The 19,128-nt window shown below is 69.1% G+C and carries 8 protein-coding genes and 2 pseudogenes; 7 read left to right on the top strand and 3 right to left on the bottom strand.

All coding sequences use genetic code 11. The features are described from left to right. Nucleotides 1-225: 225 nt before the first annotated feature. From ACRHIG_RS19935 to ACRHIG_RS19925, 3 genes and pseudogenes are all read right to left on the bottom strand, one after another. Nucleotides 226-1,227: pseudogene (locus ACRHIG_RS19935) on the bottom strand (serine hydrolase domain-containing protein); the annotation flags it as partial. Nucleotides 1,228-1,268: 41 nt separating this feature from the next. Further along, nucleotides 1,269-2,060 (bottom strand): alpha/beta fold hydrolase, encoded by a 792-nt coding sequence (locus ACRHIG_RS19930; RefSeq protein WP_489627618.1) that lies wholly within the window; start codon nt 2,058-2,060, stop codon nt 1,269-1,271. After that, nucleotides 2,057-3,072, bottom strand: a pseudogene (locus ACRHIG_RS19925) (M14 family zinc carboxypeptidase). Before ACRHIG_RS19925 ends, ACRHIG_RS19930 begins: the two are co-directional and overlap by 4 nt. Nucleotides 3,073-3,281: 209 nt before the next feature. Between ACRHIG_RS19925 and ACRHIG_RS19920 the strand changes: the two are divergent. The 7 genes from ACRHIG_RS19920 to ACRHIG_RS19890 all read left to right on the top strand — a co-directional run bounded on the left by ACRHIG_RS19920 (nt 3,282) and on the right by ACRHIG_RS19890 (nt 19,083). After that, nucleotides 3,282-4,022 carry a hypothetical protein gene (locus ACRHIG_RS19920; protein WP_489627617.1) on the top strand — a complete coding sequence of 247 codons (741 nt, stop codon included), beginning with the start codon at nt 3,282-3,284 and terminating at the stop codon, nt 4,020-4,022. Beyond that, complete coding sequence (locus ACRHIG_RS19915; protein WP_230521842.1) at nt 4,019-4,594, top strand: RNA polymerase sigma factor; 576 nt, start codon at nt 4,019-4,021, stop codon at nt 4,592-4,594. The genes ACRHIG_RS19920 and ACRHIG_RS19915 overlap by 4 nt, the downstream gene beginning before the upstream one ends. Next, nucleotides 4,594-4,815 (top strand): DUF4880 domain-containing protein, encoded by a 222-nt coding sequence (locus tag ACRHIG_RS19910; protein WP_489627616.1) that lies wholly within the window; start codon nt 4,594-4,596, stop codon nt 4,813-4,815. The genes ACRHIG_RS19915 and ACRHIG_RS19910 overlap by 1 nt, the downstream gene beginning before the upstream one ends. Continuing rightward, the gene (locus tag ACRHIG_RS19905; RefSeq protein ID WP_489627615.1) at nt 4,740-5,573 is read left to right on the top strand and encodes a FecR family protein; all 834 of its coding nucleotides are present in this window, start codon (nt 4,740-4,742) and stop codon (nt 5,571-5,573) included. Before ACRHIG_RS19910 ends, ACRHIG_RS19905 begins: the two co-directional genes overlap by 76 nt. A gap of 153 nt (nt 5,574-5,726) precedes the next feature. Further along, nucleotides 5,727-15,374, top strand: coding sequence for a two-partner secretion domain-containing protein (locus ACRHIG_RS19900; RefSeq protein WP_489627614.1), 9,648 nt, complete (start codon nt 5,727-5,729; stop codon nt 15,372-15,374). A gap of 2 nt (nt 15,375-15,376) precedes the next feature. Further along, nucleotides 15,377-18,364, top strand: coding sequence for a filamentous hemagglutinin family protein (locus ACRHIG_RS19895; RefSeq protein WP_489627613.1), 2,988 nt, complete (start codon nt 15,377-15,379; stop codon nt 18,362-18,364). Next, entirely contained in the window at nt 18,361-19,083 is a 723-nt protein-coding gene (locus ACRHIG_RS19890; RefSeq protein ID WP_489627612.1) for an RNA polymerase sigma factor, read from the top strand. The genes ACRHIG_RS19895 and ACRHIG_RS19890 overlap by 4 nt, the downstream gene beginning before the upstream one ends. Nucleotides 19,084-19,128 lie beyond the last annotated feature (45 nt).

Below are 19,128 nucleotides of genomic sequence, written 5' to 3'. Positions count from 1 at the left end.
AAATATACCGAGCGGGAAAGGGCGGAAAAATAGGACTGGTCTTAAAGCACATCGCTAAATTCTTAATACAACATGGCTCCGCTGGAGCGCCGGATAAGGTAGTAAACCGCTGGATGAGGGGATGTCAGGAAAGGTGGAGGGGCGTGCCGTTGGGCGAGCTCAGGCACTGCTGCGGATTTCGGCCGGCGATCCGGCCGGACGCCTGCGCGTGCGCCAGCCGCGGGTTCAGAGCCCGAAGGCGCAGCGCATGAAAGCGTGCCGCAGCGCGTTGATCCGGGCGGAATCGCGCGTGTAGTACAACTTGTTCGTCAGCAGCACCGCATAGCGGCCGCGCCGGCGGCTGATCCACAGGGCCGTGCCGGTGAAACCCTGGTGGCACCAGACGTCATCGTGCGGCTCCGTGCCTGCCGCCGGGTGCCAGAACAGGCCGCGTGACGGGTTCAGGGAACCCGTTTGCACCGTCAGCGAATCACGCACCCAGCCGGCATCGAACACCTCGCCATGCCGCTCCTGCGCCAGCATCGCCTGCAGGAAGCGCCGCAGGTCGGGCACGTTGGAAAACAGCCCGGAAATGCCGCATACGCCGCCCAGCAGCCGCGTCGAAAAATCATGCGTCACGCCGGCAAGGTGGGCGCCCGCCTGTTCGCAATACTCGGTCGGCGCGACCAGCTGGCCGGAGCGTGGCGCCAGCGGGCCGTAGCCCGTGGCGGCCATGCCCAGCGGCCGCAGCACATGCTGTTCCAGGGCACGGTCCAGCGGCATGCCCAGCAGCCGTTCGATGACCAGGCCGAGGATCAGGGCCGCGCGGTCCGTGTAGTCGACAGCCTGGCCTGGTATGCCTTCCAGCGGCTCGCGCAGCACGCCGCGCACGATGTCGTCGTACACCTCGCCGTAGCTGGCGCGCAGGCGGGCGCGCAGCGGCAAGCCGGCCGTATGCGTGAGCAGCTGGAAAATGGTGACGGGCGCCAGCGCATGGCCGTGCGTGCCGGGCAGCAGGTCGGCCAGCCGGCTGTCCAGGGCCAGGCGTTCCTGCTTCACCAGCCGGCCCGTCAGCGCCCAGACGCTGACGATCTTGGTCAGCGACGCGATGTCGAACAGGGTGTCGAGCTGCATCGCGGCGCTGGCTGGCTCGGGCGTGAGCCGCCCGGCCGCGCCCGCCACGCCGTGATCGACGGTGCCCACGGCCCAGGCCGCGCCCGGGAAAATCCGCTCCTGCACGCCGGCCTCCGCCAGCGCTGCTAGTTGCTCTGTATGCCTGCTTATTATCTTCATGATAATTGTGCCGTTCTGCCCTGCTCCGTCAATTCTTCCCCGAGCCAGCGCGCCACCGACTGCGCCACCCATTCGCCTTCGTCGAGCGGCAAGTCGTGCCCGGCCTCGCCATGGATCAGGCAATCGGCTTGCCAGGCGCGCGCCAGGCGCTGCGAGCAGCGGTGGTCGACCAATTGATCTTGCGCGCCGGCCATCACCAGCACGGGCATGGCCGGACGGCTGGCCGGGGCGCGGTAGCGGGCGGCCGACAGCAGTTGGCGCAGCGCATTGCGCCGGCTGACCGGGTATTCCTGCTGGTAACTGAGCCAGTCGGCCAGCAGCGCGGGGTTGCCGCCCGCATGCCGGCGGCTCGTCAGGCGCAGGATCAGACTTTCCTGGCTGCGCTGGTCGCCGGCCAGCAGCTGGCGCAGCAGGGTGCCATAGTTTTGCCAGCGCAGGCGCCGGTAAAACGGACTGAACGGCCGCATGCTGGTGTTGATGAGCACGCAGCGGGCGATTTCCTGCGGATAGCGGTGACCCCATTCGACAGCCACCATGCCGCCCAGGGACAGGGCCAGCAAGTGGTAGGGCGCGGGGATGCCGCGCGCCAGCAGTTCCTGGCGGCAGCTTTCCACCATGGCGGCCACGCGGGTGGCGCTGTCCTGCGCGTGGCGCGTGCCATTGCCGGGCAGGTCGGGCGTGACGATGCGGGCGCCGGGCAGGGTGCGCGCCAGCGTGGCGGGAAAGGTACCCCAGTGGCGTTGTTCGCGCATCAGCCCGCGCAATAAAACCCAGGTGGGCGGCGTCATGCTTCGTACCATTGCGCCAGGGCGCGCCGGCGCTGCGCCTTGCGCAGCAAGCCCTCCGGCATCCAGCGGCCATGGCTGCTGGCGGCGCGCATGAGGAAATCGAACCACACCAGGTGCCGGCGCAGCACCCGCTGCAGGCGGTGCGCGGCCGTGGGGTTGAAGATGCTGACCCGGTTGAACAGCTGGCGCGGGTTTTCTTGACCCACAGCCACGAGCCCATTTCCAGCGTCAGCGGCAGGAACACGCGGCCCGTGTAGCTGGTGCCGTTCAGGTACAGATAGTCCCACAGGTCGCCATGCGTGCGGTATTGCAGGCTTTGCGGCTCGAACACATAGTTGTGGTTCGGGTAGCTCTGGCTGAACAGTTCTTCCAGCGCGCCGATCTCGGCCAGGTGTTCGATCGGCACCTTGGTATGGGCGTGCGGAAACCAGATGCGGTCGCGCAAGCCGAAGCCGGAATGGCAATCGAGGGCGATGCTGAACTGGCGCGACAGCAGTTCGCGCTCGACGAGATCGCACACGGCCTGGCTTTCCCGCTCCATCGGGCCGTCCGCCGCGCCCCGGTACCAGGGCAGGCGGGGGCTGTAGCGCTGGCCGCCCAGCATGAAGGGCACTTTTTCGCGCGCGCTCAGCGGCGCGTTGCGCATCAGGTCCACTCCCTGCGGATTGCAGCGCGTCGCCTGCCACATGCCGCCCGGATTGACCAGCGGCATGAAGACGAGGCGCATGCTTTCCAGTTGCTGGTGCAGGGTGGCGTCCCAGCGCAGGCGCGCGACCAGGCTTTCCAGGAAAGAGAGCAGTACCTGCGTGCCGATGCGTTCGAGGCCGTGGATGCCGCCGAAAAAGCCCAGCACGGGTACGTCGGGGCTGGGATTGCCCATGGCGATCGAATACACGGGAAATTCGCGCCCATCCATGGCGATGCTGCAGGGCGCGGCCACTTCCAGGTGGCTGCCGCCTTCGTCGATGAGGCGCTTCAGCATGACCAGCTCGGGCAGATTCTTTTCGATCATCAGGCGTCTGAAAGGGAAAGTGACAGCCAGTGTAGCCGAAATCCAGCCTGTTCCCGGCGTCCCGCATGACGAAATTTATTGGTGACAAGCATGTCACGAAGCCGTCATGTTTGCTGTGTAGTCTGTTGCAGTTGACGCAAGGATGCTTCATTTGAAACACCGTCCTGCGTCCTGTTTCCCTCCTCACACGATAGCGACAAGAGAGCGATATGACAGGCAGCCCGGCATCCGTCCATGTGCTTGCGCTGGCCGGATGCCTGGTGCTGCTGGGCTTCCTGGCCACGGTGGGGCCCGCGCGGGCGCAGCCGGCCGACGGCGCCGTGCTGCAGTTCGATATCGCCGCGCAACACCTCGGCGATGCGCTCGACCTGTACAGCCGCCGCACGGGCATCGCCGTGCTGATGGACCAGCGCTACGCGCGGCGCCAGTCGGCCGCCGTGCGCGGCCCCTATGCGGCCGGAGCGGCCCTGCAAGTCTTGCTGGAAGGAACGGGGCTGCAATCGCGCCTGTCCGACGCGCAAGCCGTCATCGTGTATGCCCCGACCGCGGCTTCAGCCGCCGCCGCGGACCTGCCGCCTGCCGCCGTCGTGGCCGCCGTCGACATCCCGGGCGCCGTGCAGGGCGGCGGCGATCATCTGGCCTATGTCAGCCGCCTGCAGCACGTGCTGCTGGGATTGCTGTGCCGCGCCGCGCAGACGCGCCCCGGCGGCTACCGCCTGGCGCTGCAGCTGTATCTGAACCGCGCCGGCGTGGTGGACCGCGTGCACCTGCTCGACAGCACGGGCTTGCGCGCGCGCGACACGGCGATCGCGCGCGTGGTGCTGGGCATGCGCGTGGGCGCGGCGCCGCTGCCGTCGATGCCGCAGCCCGTCTCCATCCTGCTGCTGCCGCAAGGGCCGGGCAGCGAAGCCGATTGCGCCGCCGGCGCGCAGGGAATTTCCGCGCCATGAGCATGCCCGACCTGCGCACCAAGCTCAAACGCCACCTCAGTTCGCGCTACGCCGTGCTGCGCTGGCGCCTCGAGCGCGTGGTCGGCTGCAAGCACCATGCGGCCGATGCGCTGCAGGAAACCTGGCTGCGCCTCGAAGCGATGGTGGCGCCGGGTCCCGCCGCCGCGCCCGTCCACAATCCCGACGCCTATTTGCTGCGCATGGCGGCCAATATCGCCACCGACGCCTACCGCCGCGACCGCATCATCGTCACCGAGCGCGAACGCGAAGAGCTGATGCACATGGCCGACGAGGCCGGCGACGACATCAGCGACCCGGCCCGCATCGTCTCGGCGCGGCTCGACGTGCAGGCGCTCGACGCGGCCTTGGCGGGTCTGTCGCCGCGCCGCCGCGCCATCCTGACGGCGGCGCGCATCGACGGCATGCTCAATGCGGAGATCGCCGAGCGCTTCGGCATTTCCGTGGCGATGGTGAAGAAAGAATTGCAGGCCGCCATGCAACACTGTAAAACGTGCATGGCCGACGCCGATGCGGCCCAGCGCAGCGATGTGTCGGGCCGCCGTAAATATTGATGAATCCCATGACCGCTCCCGACCGCGATCCACGCGACCTAGTTGAACATGACGACACTGCCATCGGCCGGGAAGCCGCCGCCTGGTGGGCACGCCTGCGTGCCGACGATTTCACGCAGGCCGACGCCGACGCCTTGCGCGCCTGGTGCGCGCGCAGCCCGCGCATGCGCGCGCCTGGCGCGAACTCAGGCAGGTGTGGCAGGCGCTCGACCCCGCCTTGACCCGCGCCGCCGCGCCGCCGCAGGCGAACGTGCTGGCGTTTCCCCTCCGTCCCGGGCGGCGCGCCTTCCTCGGCGGCGCGCTGGCGGCCGGCGTGGCCGTGCTGGCCCTGCGTCCGCCGCTGGGCGCCTGGCCATCCTTGCAGGAATTGAATGCCGACTACCGCACGGGCACGGGCGAACAGCGGCAACTGGCCCTGTCGCGGCAGATGACGGTGCAGATGAATACGCAGACGCGCATCGATGTGCGGGCGCCGGAAGCGATCGAACTGCTGGGCGGCGAAGCGGAAATCCTCGCCAGCGGCGCGCGCCAGCCCGTGTCGGTGCTGGCGGGCGCGGGGCGTTTATTGGCGCAGTCGGCCCGCTTCAATGTGCGCCACACGGACGACGCCGTCTGCGTCACCTGCCTGGCGGGCGCCGTGGAGGTGGTCTGGCAACAGCGGCGCCTGACTCTCGATGCGGGGCAGCAGCTGGTCTACGACGAGCGGGACGTGCAGGCGGCCACGGCCGCGCCGGCCGAGGAGGCCAGCGCCTGGCGCACGGGCGCGCTGTCATTCGCCGGCAAGCCGCTGTCCCAAGTGGTCGATGAAATCAACCGCTACCGGCCCGGCCGCGTGCTGCTGCGCAATGCCGAACTGGGCCGCCGCCTCGTGCGCATGCGCTTTTCCATCCGCCAGATGGATGGCGCGCTGGCGATGATACGCGACTTGACGGGCGCGCAAATGACCAGCCTGCCAGGCGGCATCGTCTTGCTGAGCTGATTTCAGCGGATGCCGGATGCCCCGGCGGCAGGCGAATCCAAATATTTTTTCAAAAACATTATCCCTTCCGCCGCCCAGCTACGTCATGGAGGCATGGACGCCTGCGCTACCGCCAGGCTCCGTTCCCTACTCTCTAGCCAGGAAACCATTGCCATGACCAAGCTTCACACTGCCCAGCGCCCAGTCCCGACCGTCGACACGGGCGCGCAGCGGTCCTCCACGCTGGGCAGCCGCTTGCGGCTCACGCCGCTCGCTTACGCACTGACCACCATGCTGATGGCGGGCGCATTTACCACGCCGGCGCGGGCGCAGCAGGCGTTCAGCGGCGGCTGGTTCGCGGCCAAGGGGGCGAACCAGAATACGGCGGCCAGCTCGGGCCGCCTGCCGAATGGCCAGCCGCTGCCGCTGGGCAGCCGCCCCGAGGGCCAGCAACAGCAGGCCAATCAGCAGTTGCAGCGTTCGCTCAACAACCTGAACCTGGCCGCGCGCGCCATCGCCGCGCAGCAAGCGGCCCAGGCGCAGGCGCGCCAGAGTGCCGCCGGCGGCGCCAGCGCGCCGAACGGCCTGGCGCAGGGCGGCTTGCAGGTCGACACCAACAGCCTGACCGCCGGCTGGCTCAATGCCCAATCGCCCGTGCAGACGGTGGCGAACGGCAAGACGGCCGTGGTGGTGCAGCAGACGGCGGACAAGGCCATCCTGAACTGGGAAACATTCAATGTGGGTAAGGATACGACATTGACGTTCCAGCAGCAGAAGGACTGGGCCGTGCTGAACCGGGTCAACGATCCGCAATCGCGTCCCAGCCAGATCCAGGGCCAGATCAAGGCCGACGGCACGCTGCTGCTGGTCAACCGTAACGGCATCGTGTTTAGCGGCACGAGCCAGGTCGACACGCGCAGCCTGGTGGCGGCCGCGGCCCGCATCAGCGACGCGCAATTCCAGAAAAACGGCATCTACAGCCCCGGCACGGCCGGCGCCACGACTTTTACGGACGCGGGCGGCAAGGTGCAGGTGCAGGCGGGCGCGCGCCTTGCCAGCAATGCGCCCAAGGGCAGCACGGAAGGCGGCGGTTACGTGATGCTGCTGGGCAAGGAGGTGCACCAGGCAGGCGAGATCGCCACGCCCAAGGGTCAGGCCCTGCTGGCCGCCGGCGACAGTTTTACCATTAAGAAAGGCGTGGGCACGGATGGCAATCCGCTGTCGACCACGCGCGGCAGCGAAGTCACGCCGCAGTTCGCGGCCGGCAGCACGGCGGGCAAGGTCGTCAACACGGGCCTGATCCAGGCGCGCGAAGGCGACGTCACCCTGGCCGGGCGCGACGTGCGCCAGGAAGGCGTCGTGCTGGCCACGACGACGACAGCCACGCGCGGCACCATCCACCTGAACGCCCTGGGCAGCGACGCGGCCGTCACCGTGGGACGGGGCGCCACCACGGCCATCGTCATCGAGGACGACGGCAAGACGACGGCGCTCGACAGCCAGCGCGACGCCATGCGCGGCCCGGCCGTGACGGCGACGGAAAATATCGTTGCCGTCAACGACCGCCGCGACCAGTCGCGCATCGAGATCGGCAGCGCCGGCACGGTGGAATTCATGGGCGACTCGCTGACTCTGGCCACGGGCGGCCAGATCGCCGTCAACGCCGCCAGCCGCAGCCTGCTGCGCGACGGCGCCCAGCTCGACGTCTCCGGCGCCGTGGGCGTCAAGGTGGCCATGGAGGCGAACAATGTCGAGATCAACGTGCAGGGCAACGAGCAGCGCGACGCGCCCGTCAACCGCGACGGCAAGGCTTTGCTCAACAGCAGTATCTGGGTCGACCGCCGCAAGCTGGTGTTCGTACCGAAGGGCACGAACGGCTACGACAGCGACCGCTGGTACACGGCCGGCGGCTTGCTGGAAGTGGCCGGCTACCTGGGCACGCAGGGCCATTCCGTCAGCGAATGGATGGCGCAGGGCGGCACGGTGACCTTCGGCGGCAAGGACGTCGTCACGCAGGCAGGGTCCAGCATCAACCTGTCGGGCGGCACCCTGGACGTGCAGACGGGCGCGCTGCGCCAGACCTGGCTGAAAGGCGCGGACGGCAAGCTGCATGAGGCGGGCAGCGCGCCGGCCGACTTGCCGTACGCGGGCGTGTACAAGGGCTACGAGGAAGAGCATGCGCGCTGGGGCAAGGATGCCAGCGCGTTCTACGCCAATCCATTGATCGCGGCGCAACAGCGCCTGGAAAACGGCTACACGGTGGGCCGCGACGCGGGCAAGCTGGTGGTCGCCACCGGTTCGGCCGTGCTGGAAGGGGGCATCGCGGGCGACGTCTTCCAGGGCGAGCGCCAGACCCAGGCGCCGCAGGCCCTGCTCGACGGCTACCAGCAGTCGCAGCTGGCCGCGGCGCAGCGGGGGCAGCTGATCGTCGGCCAGTACCAGCCCATGTTCGACAAGCGCACGGGCGTGCTGCAGCATGCGCTGTCGGCCGTCATGGACGAGGTGCGCCTGACGCGCGTGCAGGACGGCATCGCCGCCGGCCTCGACGTGACAGGCGTGCTGGCTTCAGAGCGCCAGGGCCAGCTGCTGCTCGACACGGGCTTGCTGAATCAGCAAGGGCTGGGCGCCATCCGCCTCGCCGCGAAAGGCGCGATCACCGTCGACAGCGCGCTGCAGGTGGCCGACGGCGGCAACATCACCCTGTTCGGCAAGGACCTGGCCATCAATGCCAGCCTGCGCAGCCATGGCGGCAGCATCATGGCCGGCAATGTGCTGAACCAGGTCGGCGCGCTGGGCATGAACGATACGTTCGTCAACCCGGGCGGGGCCGTGGGCAAGCTGGTGCTGGCCGATGGCGTCACGCTCGATACCAGTGGTCTGCTCAGCAACGTGCTGCGTGATCCGCTGGCCGCCGCCGGTCTGCCGTATATCAATGGCGGCAGTGTGTCGCTGCGGGCGAACGGCGACGTGCGCATCGGCAGCGGCAGCCTGATCGACGCCGGCTCGGGCGCGGCCGTTCTGTCGCAGGCGAAACAGCAGGGCGGCAAGGGCGGCAACGTGACTCTGGCCAGCTATGGAACGAAATCGGACCTGGTGCTGGGCGAGGGCGCGCAACTGCGCGGCCATGGCGTGCAAGGCGGCGGCAAGCTGGAATTGCAGGCGAACAAGATCGTCATTGGCGATATTGAAAAACCCGGGGCCGGCGCCCTGCACTTGGGCGGCGCCTTTTTTGAGCAGGGTTTTTCCAGCTACAGCCTGGTCGGCAAGCAAGGCTTGACGGTCGCAGACGGCACGCAGGTGGACGTGCGCATGCCCGTGCTGCGCGTAGTGGACAATGAAAAACTGGCCCTGTGGACGCCGGAGCAGGTCACGGAAAACGCGCTCAAGGGCACCTTGACCCAGCGCAAGGGCGCCAGCCTGGCCCTGCAGGTGGGCGATATCCAGTCCGGCGCGGCCGACATGGCCGGCGCCGAATTGCTGATAGGCAAGGGCGCAGTGGTGAGCGTCGATGCGGGCCAGTCCATCAAGCTGGCCAGCGTGGGCCAGCTGACGGTGGACGGGCGCCTGAACGCGTGGGGCGGCAAGATCAGCCTCGGCGGCGTGGGCGTCGACGTGAACGTGTCCGAAGCGGTGGAGGCGGCCGGCCATGGCCGTTCCATCTGGATAGGCGAAAACGCCGTGCTCGACGTCGCGTCGCGCGCCGTCACTGCCACGGACGCGCAGGGCCGGCGCTATGGCAAGGTGATCGATGGCGGCAGCATCGTCGTCGGCGGCGAGATCGACCATGCGCAGGGCAGCACGTCGGCGGCCAGCCTGTTCGTCGTCGTGCGCGATGGCGCCGTATTGGATGCTTCCGGTGCGCACGCGGTGCTGGACGTGAACGGCGCGGCCGTCGACGTGGCCAGCGCGGGCGGCAGCATCGCGCTGGCGTCGAACAACGGTTTGTACCTCGATGGCCAGCTGCTGGCCCGGGCGGGCGGCGCGGGCGCGGCGGGCGGCAGCCTGTCCGTGGCCACGGGCACGCCCGTCTACCTGAAAACGCTGGCGACGGACAAGGTGCTGCAGGGGCGCCAGTTGGCGTTGACGCAGCACAAAGTTGCCAGCGACCTGGCCGACGGCGTGCATGCGCGGGATGCGGCGCAGGACGGGCCGCAGGCGCTGCAGTACGGCCATGGCCGCTACTCGGTGGAGCAAGTGGAGGCGGGCGGCTTCGGCAACCTGGCCCTGCTGGGCGCCGCCTCCTTCGATGGCGACGTGTCGCTGACGCTGCAGCAAAGCTTCCAGCTGTATGGCGCGCCCGTGCTGGCGCCAGGCAGCAAGCCCGGCGCGAAGGTCGGCATCGCGGCGCCGTACGTGCGCCTGGCCAGCGTCAAGCCGGCAGGACGCGACTACTATGTCACGCCGGGCACGGCGGGCCAGTCGCCGATGGCCGGCCAGGTCAGCATAGCTGGCGACCTGATCGACGTGCGCGGCCTGGTCGACATTCGGTCGGACGACGTGCGCCTGACGAGCCGCGGCGACCTGCGCTTCCTGCTGTCGCCGCTGGGCTGGGATGGCAACCAGGCGACGACGGTGCTGTCCACGCCGGGCGACATGACCCTCGCTGCGGCCCAGCTGTACCCGGAAACGGGCGCCGGCGCCGCCGTGCGCGCCGGCTATGGCATCGTCGACGGCAAGCTTGGCTATGACCCTACGCGCAGCCTGAACATTACTCGCAGCACGGCTGATGTGCCGGCCATGCCGTATTCCGCCTTCGGCTCGCTGGAACTGGCGGCCGCGCATATCGAGCAGGGCGGCGTCGTGCGCGCGCCGCTGGGGCGCCTGGCGGTTGGCGCGGCCGGCTATGACAACGACAGGAGCCTGACCGTTAACTTGTTGCCAAGTAGTATCACCTCCGTCAGCGGCGCCGGCCTCGTCATGCCGTATGGCGGTACCGTCGATGGCCAGACCTGGAACGTCAACGGCAAGCCGGCCGCCTTGATGGGCGTGGGCGGCATCAATGCGCAGGGCGGCCTGCGCAACGGCGTGGAATTGGCGGGCGCGGCCGTGGACGTGCGGCCGGGCGCGCTGCTCGACCTGTCCGGCGGCGGCGAACTGACGGGCGCCGGCTTCATCGCCGGGCGCGGCGGCTCGACCGACGCGCGCTACCATCCGCTGGCGCAGGTGGGAACGAACGGCGGCTTTGTCCTGCCGGGCCTGGCAACGAATCCCGTGTACGCCATCGTGCCGGGCGTGCAGGCGCGGCAGGCGCCCGCCGGCGGAGAAAAGGCGGCGTCCGATCCGGCCATCGGCCGGCAGGTGACGCTGGGCAGCGGCGTGCCTGGCCTGGCCGCCGGCACCTACACCCTGATGCCGTCGACCTATGCCTTGCTGCCGGGTGCTTTCCGCGTGGAACTGAACGGCCTGGCGGGCCAGGGCGGTGCCGGCACGCTGGCGCAGCCGCTGCGCAACGGTTCCTGGACCGCGCCGGGCACCCTGTCGATCGCCGGCACGGACATCCGCGCGCCGCTGGCCAGCCAGCTGATACTCACGCCGGCCAAAGTCCTGCGCAGCTATTCCCAGTACAACGAGACCGGCTATGCCGCATTCGCGCTGGCCGATGCGCAAACGCGGGGCATCCCCCGCGCGCTGCTGCCGTCCGATGCGAAAACGCTCAAGCTGACCCTGCTCCAGGACGGCGGCCTGGACACCTTCCAGTTCAAGGGCACCGGTAAATTTGGCGCCGCCGAGGGCGGCTATGGCGGCACCGTGATACTGATGTCGAGCAATACCGCCAACGGCGATATTGAAATTCTCGCCGACGGCGCGCCCGCCACCAGCGGCGCCGGGCTGGTCAGCGTGCGCGCCTCCAGCCTGAACAATATAGGCGCTGCCCGCATGATGCTGGGCAATGCACCATCGGTGGAATATGGCCAGGCTGGCAACTACGTGAACTTCGGCGCCAACTCGGCCCGCGCCATCTACCTGCGCGCGGGGGCCGTCCTGTCGGCGCCCGAGGTGTTCCTCGTCGCCCAGGACCCCAGTAGTTATCTGCTGGGCGATGGCTTGATCGATATCGCCGCCGGTGCCGGCATCAGCACCCTGGGCAAGGGCAAGGCCGCGTATGACGCCAACGACGGCTTCATCTACAAGAAGGGCCGCGCGGACGTGCACATGCTGGCGGCCTCGAACGGCTTGCTCAACGTGGCGCCGGCCAGCGGCACGGCGCGCGGCGGCATCCGCATCGGCGTGTGCGACGACGCCTGCACCGACCAAGGAACAGCGAGCCTGTACTCGGAAGGCACCTTGCTGCTGTCGACGAACGGCAGTTTCGCGCTGGACGACACGGCCCGCTACGGCACGCGCAACCTGAGCCTGGCCGTGGGCGCCATCAACATGGGCAGCGGCGAGGCGCTGGCGGCGGCCCAGGCCAACGGCACGCGTTCCAGCGGCCTGACCATGAACCAGGGCGTGCTGGAACGCCTGCTGCGCGGCGATACCGGCACGGGCGCGCCGGCCCTGCAGGCGCTGATGCTGAGCGCGGCCGACAGCGTCAATTTCTATGGCGACGTGGTGCTCGATACCTATGACAAGAGCACGGGGAAATCCACGCTGGAGCGTCTGGTGCTGACCACGCCGGCCATGTATGGCCAGGGCGGCGCCGATACCGTGGCGACCATCCGCACGGCCAACCTGATCTGGGGCGGCGCCCTGTCGCCGGTCGGCAATGTCATCACGCATGGCGCCGGCACGGGCAGCGGCACCCTGAACCTGGAAGCGCAGCGCATCGATTTCGGCTTCGGCCCGTTCACGCAGCCGGCCGGCGTCGCCTCGTTCGACCGCCTGGCGCTGGGTTTTGGCAACGTCAACCTGAAGGCGTCGGGCCAGGTGACGGCCAACCACAAGGGCAGCCTGTCCGTCTACCAGGCGCAGGGCGCGTATGAAACGGGCAAGGGTTTCCAGTACAGCGGCGGCAACCTCAACATCAGCACGCCGCTGCTGACGGGCGACGCCGGTTCCGCCCACAGCTACACGGCGGGCGGCGCGCTGACGGTAGCGGCCCCGGCCGGTACGGCGCCAGCCGCGCCCGTCAAGAATACCGATGGACTGGGCGCCCAGCTGGCCTTGAACGGCGACAGCGTGAGCGTGGCGACGGCCGTGGTGTTGCCTAGCGGCAAGTTGACGATCAGCGCCCAGCGCGACATCACCGTGGCCGACGGCGCGCGCATCGACATGGCGGGCCGCAAGTCCACCTTCTTCGACGTGGACAAATACAGCTGGGGCGGCGACGTGACGCTGGACAGCCGCGCCGGCGATATCCGCGCAGCTAGCGGTGCCGTGATCGACGTGTCGGCCGTGAACAACCGCGCCGGCAGCCTGAAGGCCGTGGCCCTCGATGGCGCGGCCGGCATGGTCGATTTGCAAGGCAAGTTACTGGGCGGCGCCAGCGGCAGCTACGACGCGGGCGGCACCATGGTCCCGTACAAGAAGGGCAGCGTGGACGTGCGCGCGCAGACGCTGGGCGCGGGCGGCACGCCGGACAGCCAGTTTGCGTTGCTGAACGGGCGTTTGAATGAAGGCGGCGTGACGGGCGGACGCAGTTTCCAGCTGAAGCAGGGCGACTTGACCATCGGCAATGAACTCAAGGCGGGCGAGGTACAGGTGGCCCTCGACAACGGCAAGCTGTCCGTTGCCGGCGCCGTCGATGCCAGCGGCGAGCGCGTGGGCAGCATCCGCCTGGCCGGCAAGCATGGATTGACTTTGGCCGGCAATGCCGTGCTCGATGCGCATGGCACGGTCTTGCGCGTCGACAGCTATGGCAAGATCATCGACAGCCCGAACCGGGCCACGGTGGAACTGAACGCGGGCGAAGGCGTACTCGACCTGGCTGGCGGTGCGCAGATCGACGTGCGCCACGGCACGACGGCCGTGGCCGGCAAGGGCAAGGGCGAACACGACGGCGCCGCGCGCGGCACCGTGGAATTGAGCGCGCCGCGCCTGGGCAGCGGCGGCGTTCGCACGGATCTTGATGCGGCCACCTTCGGCGACGTCGCCATTGCGGCCGGCGGCGGTTTGACGATACGCGGCGCGAAATCGATCGCCGTCAACGCCATGCAGCGCTATGACGACGCGGCCTACGCCACGGACCTGTCGGCCAGCGGTCGCCCCTACCAAGTGATCAACCAGGCATATCTTGACGGCAAGCATGCGGACAGCACGGCTTTCATCGATGCGGCGCTGGCCAACACGAACTTGCGCAACATCAAGCTGGCGGGTCTGGCCACGGCCGCGTATGCCGACGCGTTGCATTTGCGTCCCGGCGTCGATATCGTCAGCAAGACGCCAGACGGCGACCTGGTGGTGCGGGGCGACCTGGATCTGTCGGGCATGCGCTACGCCAGCCTGAACCCGCGCTTTCACGCAACAAATGTGCGCGGTTCGGGCGAGGTGGGCAGCCTGCTGCTGCGCGCCGGCGGCGATTTGAGCATCTATGGCAGCATCAACGACGGCTTCGCGCCGCCGCCCGCCACCCAGGATGACAAGGGCTGGATCTTGCTGCCGGGGCGCGACATCAACGGCAGCGACGTCATCGTGCCGGGCAAGGGCGTGACCGTGGCCGATGGCACCTTGTTCCCGGGAGGCATCGCGCTTAACTACGACTTGCCCGTCAAGGGTTTCAATCTGCTCGCCGACACGCGCCTGCCCGTGGCCGCGACGCTGGACCAGGCCGTCACCGTGCCGGCCGGCACGGTGCTGGCGGCCGCCGTGCGCGACGGCGCCGGCAATATCGTCCACGCGGCCGGCACCGTGCTGGCCACGGCGCAGACCTTGACAGCCGGCATGCGCCTCGATGCGGGCAGCGTACTGAAGCAATCGGTGATGGTGCGCGCCATGACCTGGCCCAAGGGCGTGCCACTGCCTGGCGTGGCGGGCGAACGCTCGGTGTTTGCACTGAATGGCAACCTGGCGCTGGCCGTGGGGTCGCTGATCCCGTCCGGCACCGACGTCAAGCTGATGCCCAATGTGGATTCAATCCAGCTGCGTCCGGACGTGGCGGGCAGCCAGGGCAAGCTGTGGGCCGTCGCGCCCATGCTGGCCGAAGGCTCGCAAGCGTGGGGCATGCGCCTGGTGGCCGGCGCCGACCTGGACGGGGCCGACACGCGCGGCGTGCAGGCGCACCCAAGCCACGGCACCCTGCGCCTGGCCGACAGCCACTACGGCATGTACGGCATCCTGATCCCGCCGAAGGGCGTGCAGTACTGGACCAAGGAAGCGCAGGAGCTGGGCGAGCGGGAAGGCATCGTCGGCATCGTGGCGGGCGAACCCATCACCGAGGAATTCATCAGCCAGTTCGGTCAGACTGTGGCGGAATTTTGCGCCGGCGACCCGAGCATGTGCGTGTTGAAGGTGGCCTATGTGTGGACCAAGGCAGGCGCGGAAGAGTTCGCCGACCCGAGCGTCAAGGCGGGCGACCTGCTCGACCCTGTGGCGCTGCAGTGGCCGACCATTTGCGAGGAAAACCCCACCTGGTGCGGCACGTCGAACCCCACGTTTGACTACAAGGCGAGCAGCCTGCGCTACAGCGTGCTGCGCACGGGCACGGGCGACCTGGACCTGGTCAGCGGCGGCAGCCTGCGCATGGACAGCCTGTATGGCGTGTACACGGCCGGCATGTCGTCCGCGCCGACGGCGGCCGGCGACCCGTACAACCTGCCGCGCGCGCGCAATGCCGACGGCAAGGTGCTGGGCAACTCCGACGGCGCGCATGAACGCCTGGTCGACGGCGGCGCCGACAGCATCTACCGCGCCTGGTATCCGGAGCAGGGGGCAATCTGCTGCTGAAGGTGGCGGGCGACCTGAGCGGCTCGCTGATCGACGCGGCCAGTTCCATCAACCTGCGTCCCGTTCCCGTGGATGGTATGGCCGATTCGGTGGCAGTGGGCAATTGGCTGTGGCGCCAGGGCAGCGGCGGCGTGGCCATGGGCGGCGCGCCTCAGCCGACAGCGTGGTGGATCAATTTCGGCAGCTATGTGGGCCGCGGTACGCTGGCCGATACCGTGCTGGGCTTTACAGGCTTCGGCACCTTGGGCGGCGGCAATGTGCGCGCCGAGGTGGCGGGCGACGCGGGCGCGCTGGCCCCGCTGACGGGCAGTTCGTATAACGGCAGCATCAACCCGCGTTCGCAGGGTTTGCTGCTGGCCGTGGGCGGCACGGGACGCGTGCTGGCCGATGGTAGCCTGCTGCAGACGGGCGGCGGCGACCTGGAGCTGCGCGTGGGCGGCGCCCTGAATCCCGCCGGCAAGGCCGGTGGCAACCACCTGAACGGCGCGCTGGTCGACTTGCGTGGCCATGCGGAAACGTCGGCCGCGCAGCTGGGCAGCGTGGAACTGGAATACGGCACGCGCTCCACCGATCACGTGCCGCTGGAAACGCGCGCCTACGATGCCTTCCGCGCCACGCGCGCCACGGCCCGGGGCGGCATGACCCTGGTGCCAGGCGACGCCACGTTCAGCGTGGCGACGCTGGGCGACCTGGTGCTGCAGGATGTGGCCGATCCCGGCCGCGTGACCGCGTTCAATGCCACGCCGTTCACCGGCGCGGCCGGTGAGCAGGGCTACGGCTACAGCTGGTTCAGCCTGTGGACGCCGCGCACGGCGCTCGACCTCTACTCCGCCGGCGGCAACATGACGCCGCTGTCGGCGTCCGTCGGCACGGATACCGATCTGGCCACCGTCTATCCGTCCATCGTGCGGGCCGCGGCCGCAAATGGCAGCTTGTACTACGGCAAGACCATCACGGATTGGGGTGCTGCATCCGCGTATGGCCCGCCGCTGCTGCTGGCGCCGTCTCCCAATGCCCAGCTGCAATGGCTGGCCAGCGATTCCATCTACGCGGGCGGTTTTGCCGTCAGCCAGTCCGGCGCCGCCGCCGACAGCATGGCGACGCCGTTCAAGCCAGGCTTCACGGGCTGGGATATCCGGCCGAATGAGACCAATCCCCTGGCCACGAATGTCTCGAGCACGGGGACGCCAGCGGCGAAATGGAACTTCCCGCTGTTTGCCTTCGGTCCCGATTCCTCGGCCGGCCCCGCCAACAGCGGCACGCAGACGGCCCGCATCTATGCCGTCACGGGCGACCTGGTGGGCGTAAACAGCGGGCGTATCCTCGCGTTTCATGACGCCAGGCATGCGGGCATCACCTGGTATGAGGGTGGCCAACCCGTGTGGATGAAGGCGGGCCGCGATATCGTCGGCAGCGGCACGGCGCAGCTGGAAGCCAGTAACGGCAGCGCCAGCAACAGCGACATGAGCTTCAGGAATATCAGCAACCTGTTCGTGCACAACAATGCGTTTGACGTCTCCGTGGTTTCGGCCGGGCGCGATATCCTGAACAGCTCCTTCAACGTGGCCGGCCCCGGCACGCTCGACATCAGCGCCGGACGCAACATATTGATGCAGGACAAGGGCAGCGTCGTCAGCCTCGGTCCCGTCGTCGCCGGAGACAAACGCCCGGGCGCCGGCATCGCCATGCAGGCGGGCGTGGGCGCGGCCGGTCTCGACTACCTGCGCTTCGTCAAGCCGTATCTGGACCCGGCCAACGTGGCCCAGACGGGCGTGCCGCTGGCTGGCCAGGCCGGCAAGGTGGTGAAATCGTACGAGGGCGAACTGGCCACCTGGCTGGCCGAGCGTTATGCTTTCAAGGGCACGGCCGCCGAGGCGCAGGCCTTTTATCTGGCCTTGCCCGAGCCGCAGCAGCGCGTCTTTGCCCGCGACGTGTATTTCGCGGAGCTGAAGGCGGGCGGGCGCGAGTTCAACGATGCGGACAGCGCCCGCTACGGCAGCTTCCTGCGCAGCCGCAACGCCATCGCGGCCCTGGCGCCGGCCAAGGACGCCAGCGGCAAGGCCATCGATTATGCGGGCGACATCGTCATGTATCGCGGCCTGTACGCGGTGCGCAATGATGGCGAGCAGCGCTGGGACTATTTCCCCCGCAGCGGTTACGTGCACACCAACTTCGGCGGCGGCATCCAGCTGCTGACGCCGGGCGGCAAGCAGGTGTTCGGCATCGAGGGCGAGGCGCCGCCGTCGACCTCGGGCGTCATCACCAAGGGCGGCGGCAATATCGAGCTGTTCTCGCACGGCAGCATCCTGCTGGGCCAGAGCCGCGTCATGACGACGTTCGGCGGCGATATCCTCGGCTGGTCGTCGCAGGGCGACATCAACGCGGGCCGCGGTTCGAAGTCGACCATCATCTACACGCCGCCCAAGCGCGTGTATGACAACTGGGGCAACGTGACCCTGTCGTCCGACGTGCCGAGCACGGGCGCCGGCATCGCCACGCTGGCGCCGATCGCGGAAGTGCCGGCCGGCGACGTCGACCTGCTGGCGCCGCTGGGCACCATCGACGCGGGCGAGGCGGGCATCCGCGTCTCGGGCAGCGTCAACCTGGCCGCGCTGACGGTGGTGAACGCGGCGAACATCCAGGTCAAGGGCGAAGCGAAGGGCATGCCGACGGTGGCGTCCGTCAACGTGGCCGCCATGACGAACGCCAGCGCGGCCGCCACGCAGGCCACGGCCGCCGCGCAGGACGTGGTGCGGCGCGAGCGCGCCGCCACGCGCGCCGCGCAGCCGTCCGTGTTTACGGTGCGCGTGCTGGGTTTTGGCAACGACGCCCCGCCGGACAGCGCGCAAGCGGCGCCGCAGGAGGGCGCGCGCACCGAGGCGGCCGACTACAACCCGCGCAGCGCCGTGCGCGTGCTGGGCCTGGGCCCGCTGCCGGAATCGGCCACGCGCCAGCTGACGGCGCAGGAACGCAGCAGGTTGTCGCCATGATGGCCGGCATGCTTGGCATGGCCAACGCCTTGCCCTTGCGCATGGCGGGGATGGCCCCTTACCGGCCCGCCATCCGGCCCCGCCTGCAGGCGGCCAACGACGTGGCGCCCGTGCCGACGCCGGTGCCGGGGCAGGGCGCCCGGCTGCAGGCGGTGCTGGAGGGCCATTACGCGGCCCTGCACCGGCGCCTGGCGCGCCACCTCGGTTGCGCCGAGTTGGCCAGCGACAGCCTGCACGACGCCTGGCTGCGCCTGGGCGCGCTGGCGGCCGGTGACGGCGCGGCGCTGGCGCACAGCCCCGTCGCCTATGTGTTTCGCGTGGCGTGCAATGCGGCCATTGACGGCCTGCGGCGCAACCGTGCCTGGCTGTTTGCGGACGAGGGCGGTGGCGACGGCGCTGGCGGCCTGGTCGATTTCCTCGCCGATACGGCGGCCGGGCCGGAGCGCCTGGCCGAGCTGCAGGACGACGTGCGCCGCCTGGCGCAAGCCGTCGAGCTGCTGCCGCGGCGCCACCGGCAAGTGCTCGAAGCGCTGCGCGTGGACGAGCTGACCCGCCAGGAAGTGGCCGAGCGGCACGACATGTCCTTGCGCAACGTCGATACGGCCTTGCGCCAGGCGCTCGACCACTGCGCCCGCCACACGGGCTACGCGGCGCAGGGCGGCGTCGGCACGACCCGGCGCAGCTTGAGGCTGAACGTTCGTTCGCGTACAGACGCTTAGGCATCCGGCCGCCAGACTGCTGCTTCGGGCCTGCATGCGCCCGCC

This window comes from Janthinobacterium sp. C22, from assembly GCF_057919405.1.
Note: the sequence above shows the minus strand (reverse complement) of the source record. Positions and strands in the feature narration are given on the sequence as shown.

Coding starts and splice junctions, on each gene's coding strand:
- ACRHIG_RS19930 (WP_489627618.1), bottom strand. CDS start 2,060: ATGACGCCGCCCACCTGGGTTTTATTGCGCGGGCTGATGCGCGAACAA.
- ACRHIG_RS19920 (WP_489627617.1), top strand. CDS start 3,282: ATGACAGGCAGCCCGGCATCCGTCCATGTGCTTGCGCTGGCCGGATGC.
- ACRHIG_RS19915 (WP_230521842.1), top strand. CDS start 4,019: ATGAGCATGCCCGACCTGCGCACCAAGCTCAAACGCCACCTCAGTTCG.
- ACRHIG_RS19910 (WP_489627616.1), top strand. CDS start 4,594: ATGAATCCCATGACCGCTCCCGACCGCGATCCACGCGACCTAGTTGAA.
- ACRHIG_RS19900 (WP_489627614.1), top strand. CDS start 5,727: ATGACCAAGCTTCACACTGCCCAGCGCCCAGTCCCGACCGTCGACACG.
- ACRHIG_RS19890 (WP_489627612.1), top strand. CDS start 18,361: ATGATGGCCGGCATGCTTGGCATGGCCAACGCCTTGCCCTTGCGCATG.